An 11,761-nucleotide genomic window follows, 5' to 3' on the forward strand; every position below is an offset into this window, starting at 1 on the left:
CCTCGACTATCTCGCGCCGGACGCTTACGAAGCCAGTCTCTCGCAACAGCGGCAAGGGACACCAGACGCAATTCACAGCGCGGAGAACTGTTACTGACTGCTGTCTCACCAAAGGGGTGCAGTCCACGACAAGGCTCACTGCATCATGCCGCGCGCAGCCACGGGAAAGACGGCTTCAACACGTCCGCTGCGCATGCCGACATACCAGTCGTAACGGTCGACCGTGGGGTCGCAGTGGCCGGGAACAAGACGCAGCGTTTCGCCGATGGCGAGACTGCCTGGGCCTGAGCGAACAACAAGCGCCCCATGCTCGTCCGAGGCACCGGCAAACTCGATGTCCTGGCGCGCATGGATGAGGGGAAGCCCGCTGTCGACGGCTATGCCCTTGTGACCACAATCCAACACCGCGATGCCATCGCGGGCAGCACTCATGACGGTGCTCAGGACGAAAAGCGACTGCTGAAAGGGAGGAGCGGGGCGGTTTCGCGCATAATCGGCGTCCATAAACAGATAGGAGCCGGCTTGCAGCTCGGTGTAGACGCCGCTTGCCGCCTCATGAGAAAATGTTCCCGTGCCCGCACCGCCGACAATGGCGCATTCGAGGTGTTGCTTCCGGATGGCGGCAATCGTATCCGCCGTTCGCTCCACCGCCCGGCCGATTGCCTCGCTCCGCTCTTCTTCGGTGCGCAGATGCTGCGCGCCCCCGTGATACGATTGCAGGCCGCCGAACACCAGATGGCGGCTTTTGGCGATGCGTGTTGCCAGTGCTGCGGCCGGCTCGCCAGCCTCCACGCCGCAACGCCCACCGCTGACATCGATCTCGACCAGAACGGTCATCCGGGTGGCGCAAGTTTCCGCCAGCGACTCGATCTGATCGATGACCGCGGCATTGTCGGCGCAAACCGCCATCTTCGCCATTTTCGACAAGGCGGCGAGCCTTGCCAGCTTGCGGGGGGAAGCGACCTCGTTCGAAACGAGGATGTCACCGACGCCGCCCCAGGCAAGCACTTCGGCTTCGGCCGTCTTCTGCACGCATTGCCCGACGGCGCCCCGCGCCATCTGCCAATGGGCGATCACGGGCGATTTGTGGGTCTTTGCATGGGCTCTCAACCGCACGCCTGACTTGCGGCAGAAATCAGCCATGCGATCGAGATTACTTTCCATGGCGTCGAGATCGATGACGAGGGCAGGGGTATCGATATCCGCCTCGCTCATTCCGGGCTCGGCAGGAGGGCGTTGAAGCATTTTGTTTTCCTCTGATCGCGGTGATTTCGATCATGGTCATGTGGGCGGGAGGGGTGACAGTCTTTGCACGGCTGCGGGAGACGATGCACGGCGGGACCACCCCGCATCGTTCGGGTCGCATCAGGCGGCAATCGACGGTTTTGCCTCCCGCGATAGTGTCTCGAAATTATCGCGGATATAGGCGGCGGCGCGCAAGGCGAGCGCCGAGATGGTCGGCGTCGGATTGACGACCCCGCCGGTCGCAAGCACACTACCGTCGACAATGAAGAGGTTGGGAACCTCCCAAGTCTGGTTCCATTCATTGACAACGGAGGTCGCCGGGTCGCTACCCATGCGGCAGGTGCCGATCATGTGCCACGCGGGAGTTCGGTAAACCCCATCCTTGTCACGATAATCATGGAGTCGATATTCGAAGGCGCCGCAAGCCTTGGCTAGTTCCTCCAGGCGCTCCAGCATGTAGTTCATCATGCGCTTGTCGTTTTCGCCGGGAGCGTAGTGTGTCTTCGCTGCAGGTACGCCGTCGGAATCCGTCAGTTCGGGATCGAGCGTGACACGGTTTTCCGGGTTGGGTATATCGTCGCCTATGCCGAATACGCCGATGGAATGACCGAAATGACGCTCAAACCATTGGTGATGCTGGGCGCCCCAGGGTGCACGGGCGGGGGTGAACCAACCGGCTGCGAGTTCGCCTGCCGAGGCGGCGGAGGTGATGCAGTTGAAATTGAAGCCGTTGACGAAGCCACGCGACACGTCGGTCTCGGCAAATTGCCGGGATAGAAGTGAAGCAACATAGCCGATCTGACCGTCGACAGGCTCATCGACCCACATTTCGCAGGCGACAAGCGTGTGGTGGAGCAGGTATCGGCCGACTTGGTCGTTGCTATTGGCTAAATTGTCGGAGGCGAGCAGCAGTCGTGGCGTGCCGATGCCGTTCGCCGCGACGATGACCAACCTGGCCTTCTGGAAATGCTTCTGCCCGGTGTTGCGGTCAATATAGAGCGCACCGGTGGCTCTGCCGTCGGCACCTTTTTCGATCTTCAGCACGCGCGCGTTGATGCGCAGTTCGCAGCCGGCCTCGAGCGCCTTTGGCCAGATCGACAACGAGTATTTGCTCATCGAACCGCGCGGGCAGCCATTGCACATGCCGCAATTGTTGCAGGCGGGCCGGCCGTCATAGTCTTCGGTGATGACGCCAGCTTCGGCGGGCCACCAGTGCCAATCGAGCGCGTCAAAGCCGGAGGCGAGCCGCTTGGCGACTTTCGAGACGGGCATCGGCTGTGTCGGACAGCGTTCGCGCGGCGGCATAGCGGGGTCGCCCGCTAGACCGGACACGCCGACAAGCCTGTCCGCCTCCTCATAATAGGGAGCGATGTCTTCATAGCTGATCGGCCAGTCCGGCTGCATGCCGTGTTCCGTCCCCTTGCGGAAATCGGAGGGGCGATAGCGCGGCCAGATTGCGCCATAAACATTGGTGGAGCCGCCGACGGCATTCCACATCAGGATCTGGGAGGAATCGGAATTGACCGGAAAGTCGTCCGGATGGCTGCGCTTGTTGACATCCGGGCTCCAGTTGGTCCGCCGCTGCCAGGACCAGTCGGCATGAAGGTGGGGATGGTCCTTGGCCTCGACCCAGGAACCCTGTTCTAGGCAGACGACATCCAACCCGGCATCGGCCAGGGTGAGGGCCGCCAGTGATCCGGTCGCGCCGGCGCCGATGATCAAAACATCGCAGATGCGTTCCGTTGTCATCTTTCCACTCCCCACTGAACGGTTTTCACCGTGTCGAGATCGAGTACCGACGTATCGACCGGCGCAACCTCGTCCGTCTTGAGATAGTGACCGCGCCCGTGCTTGGGCATGTCGCGATTGAAGTCGAAAGGCTCCATCTTGTAGCCCGTGACGTGCGGCCGATACGAGTAGGGGCGGCCGGTGTTCTGAATGGCTTCGATGACGAACGGCGTCTCGTAGTAGGCGAGTGTCACGGCGGTATAGATCTTGTCGAAAAGCTCCGGGTCAGCTGTCTCGAAGCCTTTGACCGCCATGACGCGCGTTTCGGCATCCGTGCTCGATAGCCCGCCGCTCCGCCAGCCAAGCATGTTGGCAAGGGCGACGATCCGCTCGTCATTCCACTCGGCGAAAATGCGCAACCCGACAATGCCGTGGACGCCCGCGTCGGATGCCGATGGCCACCCGTCGGCGCCTGGGATCAGTTCGTCGACGAGCGCCTTTATCATCTGCGTTCTCTCCGAAGGGGAGATCAGCGAATTCCTGTCTTCGATTGATACGGAGGATTGCCTAGTCATGCTGCACCCAACTTATGGTTCATCGTCACGGTGATCATCTTCAGCTCGGTCATCGCCTCCATCGTATGGATGCCGCCGAGACGGCCGATGCCGCTCTTGGTGCCCGAGCCGCCGCCGAAAGGCAGATGGATCTCCCACCAGGTGCTGCCGGCGTTGACGTTGACGATGCCGGCAGGGATCGCCTTTGCCATCGACACCCCACGGGTGATATCAGCGGTAAACACGCCAACCGAAAGGCCGTATTCGCTGTCGAGCGCCAGATCCAGCGCTTCGGCTTCGTCCTTGAAGGAGATGACGGGGACGACAGGCCCGAAGGTTTCCTCGCGGTTGATCCGCATTTCGCGGGTGACACCCGAAATTACCGTCGGCTCGAAGTACAATCCGCTGCCGAGATCGGGCCGGGCATTGCCGCCATAGAGCACCTTGGCGCCCTGCGCCACCGCGTCATCGACGTGTTCCTTGACCTTGGCCGCGACCTTGGCGTTGTTCAGCGGTCCCATCGTGGTTCCCTGATGCAAGGGGTCGCCGAGGACATGCTTTGCCGCGTGGGCCACGAGCTTTTCGGACAGGCTGTCTGCGATCGAATGATGCGCAAGGACGCGACCGGTCGCGGCGCAGACTTGGCCGGCATTGAAGAAGGCGCCGCCGGCTGCCGCGGCTGCAGCAGCGTCCAGATCCGCATCCTCGAAGACGACCACAGGGCCGTTCCCGCCAAGTTCGAGCAACAGGGGTTTGCCGGCGCCGCGCTGGGCGATGACCTTGCCGGTTGCAGCGCTGCCGGTAAAGCCGATCGCAGCCACATCCTTGTGAACCACCACGGCGTCGCCGGCGGTCGCGCCTTCGCCGATGACAAGGTTGATCACGCCGGCCGGCAGGCCGGCGCTGTCGATCGCTTCCATCAATGCGCAGGCGACCAGCGATGTCGAAGGCGCTGGCACCCAGACGATGGTGTTGCCGGTGGCAATGCCCGGCGCCAGATATTCGACGGGGATGTTGACCGGGAAATTCCAGGGCGTAATGACGCCGTAGACGCCGCGTGGCTGGCGGATTGTCATAACCAGCTTGGTCGGATCTTCGGCGGGCAGCGTCTGGCCGCCCATCTGCTTGACGAGCTCGGAGGCCAGCCGGAAGCCGTCGGCCGCCTTGCCGACTTCGCCCATGGCTTCTGCCAGGATCTTGCCCTGCTCGGCGGACAGAATGCGGGCGATCTTCTCGCGCGAGGCGTCGATTGCCGCGCCGATGGCAACGCAGATTTCCGCCCGCTTGAAGACAGGTGTATCCGCCCAGGCAGCGCCGGCTGCCTTTGCAGCGGCGACGGCCTTGTCTGTGGTTGCGCGGCTGGATTTGGGGAGCTGCGCAATTGTCTCGCCGTTTGCCGGGTTCACGGCCGGCATGGTCTCGGGTTCGGTCTGCCATTCGCCGGCAATGAAATTGGCCGGGACATTCTTCATCGTGTAGGTGCCGTCCATTGTCCGATCTCCTCTATTCGGCTGCCGCTGCAAGCGGCTGTGCATCCGTGCCAATATTTTTCCCGGCGATCACGAGTCCCGCCGCAAACAGTCGCTCCTGAGCAATGACGATGTCGCCGCGCGTATCCTCGAGCGAAAACCTGCCGCTGCGCAGTTCCAGAACGCTGGCATCGCCGGCTGCGCCGATCTTGAAGGTGCCCAGTTCCGGCCGATTCAGCGCCTTGGCGGCATTAACTGTCGATGCCGCGATGACGTCGTTGATCGGCATGCCGAGCGCCAGGAATTTGGAAAGGGTCGTTACCTGGTCATAGGCCGGCCCCTCGATGCAGAGCGCATGAACGTCGGACGAGATCGTATCCGGCACGAAGCCCTCCGCCATCATGGCGCGAGCGGTCTTCCAGGAGAATGAGCCCATGCCGTGGCCGATGTCGAACAGGACGCCACGTTCGCGTGCTGCGATGACCTCTGGCTTGATCTTGCCCTTGCCGTCGACCGGTGCATTAGGAAAGGGACGGAAGCAATGGGTCAGAACGTCACCGCCGCGCAGGCGAGAAACGACAGCCTCATAGGACGGCGGCGGTTCGTCGATATGGGCCATCAGCGGCAGGCCGGTCTCGTCGGCCACTTGGAGTGCAACATCGAGAGGGTAGATGCCGGCTGGACCCGACGCGTTGCGGCCGATGCGCACTTTGACACCAATGATGACGTCACGGTTAGCGTTGATGACCTCGACGGCTTCCCGGGCTGCCAGCAGGCGGATGTCATGGCTCTCACCAAGCATGATATTCTTGGCAAAGCCGTAGATTCCGGCGAACGAGATGTGGAGGTAAACGAGAATGCGAGCCGTGCTCTGCTCGATCACGTGCTTGCGGAAGCCGAGGAAGTTGCCGGGGCCGGCGCTGCCGGTGTCGACGCAGGTCGAGACGGCGCTCTTGCGGGCGAATGCATCCGGATCAACGCCGAGCGACGTGCCGCCCCAATAGACATGCGTATGCAGATCGATGAGGCCTGGCGTTACGATCAGGCCGGAAACATTCTTTTCCTCGAGACCGGAGAGATTATTCTCCAGTGCGGCAACCTTGCCTCCAGAGAAGGCGACGTCTGTGATGCGATCGATACCTTGCGACGGATCGATCACACGTCCGTTTTTCAAAACGAGATCATAGGGCATGAATTCGACTTTCAGTTTCCATAAAGTTCTGGTTGATGCGAACGCCGCTGTCGGCGGCAAACAGGCGGACGGCGTCAGAGCTGGCACCGAGGGTGATACTTTGGCCGGGAGACAATCCCGTCGTGTCGGTACAGGTCGCGCGCACGACATGGTCGCCGACCGCGACGTCGATGAACTGGAACGGGCCGGCCGGCTCGATCAGCAGCATCTCGCCGGTCAGAGAAAGGCCGCCATTGGCGCGGGCAGTTGGCTTCAGATCATGCGGGCGCACGCCGATGATCTGGCCCGCGCCGCCACCACAGAGGTCGGCAGGTAGAAAATTCATCTGCGGACTGCCGATGAAACCGGCTACGAACTGATTGGCAGGCTTGGTGTAGACCTCCATCGGCGGCGCGAACTGCTGAACGACGCCGTCTTTCATGACAGCGATGCGATCCGACAGTACCATCGCCTCTTCCTGATCGTGGGTGACGAAGATAACGGTGATGCCGAGTGCCTTCTGCAGCCGGCGGATCTCGGTTCTCATGTGCACGCGCAAGGAGGCATCGAGATTGGACAGGGGTTCGTCCATCAGCAGGACCGACGGGTTTCTGACGATGGCACGGCCGACGGCGACGCGCTGGCGCTGGCCGCCGGAAAGGGCCGCGGGCAGGCGGTCAAGGAGTGCCTCGATGCCGAGTACATCGGCGGCCCAGGCAACCTGCTTGGCGATGGTCTGTTCGTCGAGCTTCTGCTGGCGCAGCGGGAAGGCAATGTTCTCGCGCACCGTCATATGCGGATAGAGAGCGTAATCCTGGAAGACCAGCGCTATGTTCCGCTCGCGAGGCCCAAGATCGGATATCTCCTTGCCGTTGAAGCGGATCGATCCTTCGTCGATCTCTTCCAGGCCCGAGATGCAGAAGAGGAGCGTGGACTTGCCGCAGCCCGAAGGCCCGAGGAAGGAGATGAACTCGCCGTCGCTGATGGTAAGGTCGAGGCCCTTGATGACGGGAGTTTCTCCGAACTTCTTGACGAGACCGGCTATCTGGATGGATGCCATTGTTGAACTCCTTTCAGCCCTTGACCGCGCCTGAAAGCGCACCCTGGACGAGGTAGCGTTGGAAGAAGAAGGCGACGGCAACAGGCGGGACGATCGCAAGCACGCTGGCAGCAAACATCGGGCCGTATTCGTAGAAGCGTGCCTGGCTGAGGAAGCCGGCGATGACGACGGGGATGGTCTGCGTCGCCGGCGTCGATGTCAGGATCATGGCGAAGAGGAACTCGTTCCAGGATACCAGGAAGCAGAAGATCAGCGCCGCGATGATGCCGGGCCTAACGACCGGCACCAGAACCTTGCAGAACATGGTGAAGCGGCTGCATCCGTCGATCTGGGCCGCGCGCTCGAGGCTGAGCGGAATGTTCTCGAAGCTGGTCTTCATCATCCATGCGGCAAGCGGCATGAGGATCGTCGAATAGGCGATGACGAGGCCGATATGTGTGTCGATGAGCCCGAGGATCCGGAAGATGACGAAGAACGGCAGGACCAGTGTCAGGGCCGGTATCATGCGGGTCAGCAGGAGCAGCCAGAGGCTGATGGAAAAGAAGCGCTTGTCGGCGTAGCGGGCAAAGCCGTAGCCGGCCAGCGTTCCGAGCGCGACATTGATGACAGAGACCACGATGCCGGTCCCGAAACTGTTCAGAAGCGAGAGTGGAACGCGCGCGGCCTGAACGCTCGTCGTGCCCTGCGCCATCAGCACAGCCTTGTAGTTGTCAAGGGTGAGTGCCGAGGGGATGATGGACGGCGGCGTGCGGATGAGGTCCGTGGGCGGAGAGAGGCTGATGAAGATGAGGGCTACGATCGGTAGGAACGACCAGAGAAAGATCAAGGCAACGGCGATCGCAAAGAGCGCCCTTCCGATGTTCCGCGCGGTCGTCGGGCGCATCATGCGCCTCGGCTTCCATTCCGGCAGGATGACCATGGCGGCGCGGGGCTTGGCCATGGCTGCGGAAGTTGTAGCCGGCGCTGCCGTCACCTTCTTTACCCGCTTCGGGCTCAGAACCACGAAATAGAGAATTGCAAATGCGAGGCTGAGGAAGGTGAGGATATAGAGCGTCGCAGCGCCTTCCCCGAACTTGAGAAACTGGAACGACTGCATGTAGCCGAGCCATGACAGCGTGGTGGTCGCAGCACCAGGGCCACCGCGCGTCATGATCCAGATGATGTCGAAGGCCATGAAGGCGTTGATCGTCGCGATGATCGTCGAGAACAGCAGCGTCGATTTCAGCCAGGGCAGGGTGATGGAAAAGAACCGTTTCATCGGTCCGGCACCGTCGAGAATAGCGGCACGATGAAGGTTGCCTGGCATGGACTGCAGGCTGGACAGAAGCATCAGCGTCGTCAGCGGCGCTTGGTTCCAGACCTGCGTGAGGGCCACGAGATTCAACGCTAGAAAGCCGTTGCCGAACCACGCACGCGCCCAGGAGCCGAGGCCGATATCGTTGAGAAGGCCGTTGAGCAGTCCGAAATTGCCGGCATAGATGAAGGACCAGAGCACGCCGATGGAAACAGGCGCCATGGCCCAGGGGACGAGGACGATGCTGCGAAGAAAGCCTCGTCCGGCAAAGCGCTGGTTCAGCACCAGGGCAATCAGCGTTCCGAGCACCGTGGTGCCGACGACGGCAAGCAGCGAGAAATATAAAGTCCGGCCGAGTGCGTACCAGAAGTCCGCGTTCTGGAAGACGTTCACATAATTGTTCAGGCCGACGAAGATCCAGCGCTTGGTGATCGGGTTAGTGCTGTTGAAGGACAGATAGAGGCTGTAGATCAGCGGTAGACCGACGATCAGCACCATCAGGATCAGGGTCGGGGCGACCGAAAGATAGGCAAATGCCGGGAGCCGGCCCTTCCGCCTGTCTTCACGGGCCAAGGGCTCTACCCTTGTCGACTGCAGGGTCATTGTCATCGCGTCCTCGTGCATCATGCGGACCGCTCGAACGAGCAATGGTCCGTCTCATGATGTCGCTGGCGGTTGATATGCTGGGAGGAGCCGACGCCATCGAGAGCCGGCTGCTCTCGTTTCCCCGTTTTACTGATACTGTGTCTTCAGTTCCTTGGCCTTGGCGGCTAGAGCGGCGACCAGCTCATCGGTGGAGCTGCCCGAGCGGATATATTCCTGCACCTTCTGCATCATGAACATATCCCATTCCGGGAACCAGATCGTTTTGCCGATGGCGCGCGAGGTCGCCATGCCGAGCTGCTTGGAGGAGATGTCGAGATCACGCCACTTGGAGAAGCTGGCGACGATCTCCGGATCTGCCATGACTTCCTTGTAGCCGGAGCCCAGACCGAACTCGAGCGCCCAGCGTTTGATCACGTGGTACTGGCCATCCTTTGCCTTGCCGCCGAAGAACTGCAAGAGGTTCCAGACCCGCTCTTCGTCGACGGGCTGAGCACCCATCAGATAGGCGGCGGTCCATGCCATGGTGGAATGCGTAGCACCGGGCATGATGGCATTGCGCACCTTGCCGGCGATCTTGGAAACCGCAGGATCGTTGGCGACCTTGTGATTGTAGTCGTGGACGACCATGAACGTGTGGCGACCAGAAGCGTAGCTTGGAACACCTTCGCCGGGCAGCGTCATGATGTCCTCGACGACCAGCTTCTCCTGATAGAATTTCTGGTTGATTTCGAGGATCTTGCGCAGAGCCGGCTCGTCTACGAAGTTGCCGTCGGCATCAAACACCTTGGCGCCTTCCGAATACCAGGCTGCAAACATGTACCAGGACATGTCTGGCCACTGCTGCTGCCACATGGCATGGAACGGCGCGTCCGAAATGCCGTCCTTCTTCAGCTTGCGGCAGGCTTCCAGAACTTCGTCCCAGGTTTCCGGCGGCTTCAGTCCGGCCTTCGTCAGGTGCTCTTCATTATACAGGAACGTGTTGTAGCCGGCGTAATATGGCAGGCCGCAGAGCGGGCCGCCGTTGGGGAGCGACAGCGAAGTCACGCTGACCGGGAACATGCCGGCCTTGATATCGGCGGCGCCCGTGAGGCTTTCGATGTCCTTGATCCAGCCCGCCGTATGCCAGCGGGCAATATAGTTTTCTTCCGAATAGAGCATGTCGATATGCTGGCCGCCGGTCAGCTTGGTCTCCGCCACCGGATGGTAGTCGCCTGAGACAAGCTCATAATTCACGTTCTCGTCGTAGAGCTTCATGAACGTCTTCACGTTCTCTTCGACGATCTGTGGCTGATATTGCCAGCCGACGAAGCTCATTGCCGTTGAGGGAGCGGCGTAAGCACGCGATCCCATCATCGCAGCGGCGGATAACCCCGCGGCGCCTTTCAATATCTGTCTTCTGGACAGCAGGTATCGTTCCAGCGAAGAAATCATGCCAGTTCCCCATTGTGATAGCTTTTTTTGATTTCGGCCAACCGGCTGAGCCGGAAGATAACTTTCGGTATCTCCGGCCTGGACTAATCGTCGGGCCGGTTAAGCTCTTGCTGTGGAGTAAATATGCGCAATATTTTTCCGCTGTCCAACGAAATTTTCATTTCTGGATCATTTTTTGACATTTATTTCGGCTTGATTATTTTTTACGCTATTTTTTGATCAAGAAAACAAAAAATAGCCATTCGCTCGCGTCAATCGCACAAAGGTTGGGTCTGTGCTGCATCGCGTGCGATCGCCAGCTGCTGCTTGAGGCGGCGAAGCTTTTCTCGGCCGGCATCCTTGCGTGCAATGGCAACGCCATAAGAGATGATATCGATCGCAATCAAGTAGGCATAGCGGATCGAGGCTGGGCTCAGAATGTCCTCGTCCGGAGGGCTGTCGATCGGCAAGAGTTCGTCGACGGCGGCAGCAAGAGACGTCCCGCTCGGCGTCAGAGCGATCGTCGTGGCTCCGTACTCCCGGGCAACGGATATCGCTTTCTCGAGCTCGAGGTTGGCGCCCGTGAGCGAGCAGCATATGACGACGTCCGTGCGCTCCACCGCCGTTGCCAGCATGAACTGCATCTGGTGATCGTTACAGGGAATGACACGTATGCCCAGGCGGAAGAAGCGATTCTGGATCTCCTCGATCAACCAGGAGGAAACGCCACCGCTGCCGAATGCATAGAGCGTGTGGCAGGCGGTGATCCTGTCCACCACTGCCTGAGCGCGTTCAAGATCGACGTTGTGGTGAATGTCTGCAATTGTCTTCTGCGCCCGTTTGCTGACCCGCTCCGCCACCTCGGCGATGGACCCAGGTGGCGTCTGCGGTTCAAGATACCGGATACCTACACGGACAGATCCCATGATTTTGAGCTTGAGATCCTTGAGACCATCACACCCCAGCATTCGGGAAAACCGCGTCACGGTTGGTGCAGATACCCCAAGCCACGTGGTGAGTTCTTCTATGGGCTTTTCTACGAAGCTATGAGGCTCACTCAAAATGGCGTGGGCTATCCGCTGGTTTGTCTTGGAAAATTGTGACTGCTGGTCAACAATCAATCCGATGATATCTTGTGCGTTGCGCTTATCGTTTTGGATGGCCAGACTACCATAGTGTTGTGATATGCGATTTTCTTGTGACCGATCGCGAGCCATTGAATCT

9 protein-coding genes are annotated in these 11,761 nt (G+C 60.4%); all 9 read right to left on the reverse strand.

The features are described from left to right. Positions 1–135: 135 nt before the first annotated feature. The 9 genes from JTP94_RS06260 to JTP94_RS06300 all read right to left on the reverse strand — a co-directional run bounded on the left by JTP94_RS06260 (position 136) and on the right by JTP94_RS06300 (position 11,754). Positions 136–1,245: a DSD1 family PLP-dependent enzyme gene (locus tag JTP94_RS06260; RefSeq protein WP_204849674.1), complete on the reverse strand. Its 1,110-nt coding sequence runs from the start codon at positions 1,243–1,245 to the stop codon at positions 136–138. A 120-nt stretch (positions 1,246–1,365) separates the two neighbouring features. Next, the gene (locus tag JTP94_RS06265) at positions 1,366–2,994 is read right to left on the reverse strand and encodes a GMC family oxidoreductase (protein WP_204849675.1); all 1,629 of its coding nucleotides are present in this window, start codon (positions 2,992–2,994) and stop codon (positions 1,366–1,368) included. Further along, positions 2,991–3,479 (reverse strand): hypothetical protein, encoded by a 489-nt coding sequence (locus tag JTP94_RS06270; protein WP_204849676.1) that lies wholly within the window; start codon positions 3,477–3,479, stop codon positions 2,991–2,993. The genes JTP94_RS06265 and JTP94_RS06270 overlap by 4 nt, the downstream gene beginning before the upstream one ends. A 65-nt stretch (positions 3,480–3,544) precedes the next feature. Continuing rightward, positions 3,545–5,017: an aldehyde dehydrogenase gene (locus JTP94_RS06275; protein ID WP_204849677.1), complete on the reverse strand. Its 1,473-nt coding sequence runs from the start codon at positions 5,015–5,017 to the stop codon at positions 3,545–3,547. Positions 5,018–5,030: 13 nt separating this feature from the next. Further along, entirely contained in the window at positions 5,031–6,188 is a 1,158-nt protein-coding gene (locus tag JTP94_RS06280; protein ID WP_204849678.1) for an amidohydrolase/deacetylase family metallohydrolase, read from the reverse strand. Beyond that, entirely contained in the window at positions 6,178–7,227 is a 1,050-nt protein-coding gene (locus JTP94_RS06285) for an ABC transporter ATP-binding protein (RefSeq protein WP_204849679.1), read from the reverse strand. The genes JTP94_RS06280 and JTP94_RS06285 overlap by 11 nt, the downstream gene beginning before the upstream one ends. 13 nt (positions 7,228–7,240) lie before the next feature. Further along, on the reverse strand, positions 7,241–9,130 hold the full coding sequence (locus tag JTP94_RS06290; RefSeq protein ID WP_204849680.1) for an ABC transporter permease subunit: 1,890 nt from the start codon (positions 9,128–9,130) through the stop codon (positions 7,241–7,243). A 123-nt stretch (positions 9,131–9,253) separates the two neighbouring features. Continuing rightward, a complete protein-coding gene (locus tag JTP94_RS06295; RefSeq protein ID WP_204849681.1) occupies positions 9,254–10,558 on the reverse strand; it encodes an ABC transporter substrate-binding protein in 1,305 nt (434 codons plus the stop codon). 251 nt (positions 10,559–10,809) lie between these two features. Then, complete coding sequence (locus tag JTP94_RS06300) at positions 10,810–11,754, reverse strand: MurR/RpiR family transcriptional regulator (RefSeq protein WP_204849682.1); 945 nt, start codon at positions 11,752–11,754, stop codon at positions 10,810–10,812. Between the last annotated feature and the right edge of the window lie 7 nt (positions 11,755–11,761).

It is taken from the genome of Martinezella lusitana (genome assembly GCF_016901135.1).
Classification (GTDB): Bacteria; Pseudomonadota; Alphaproteobacteria; order Rhizobiales; family Rhizobiaceae; genus Rhizobium; species Rhizobium lusitanum_D.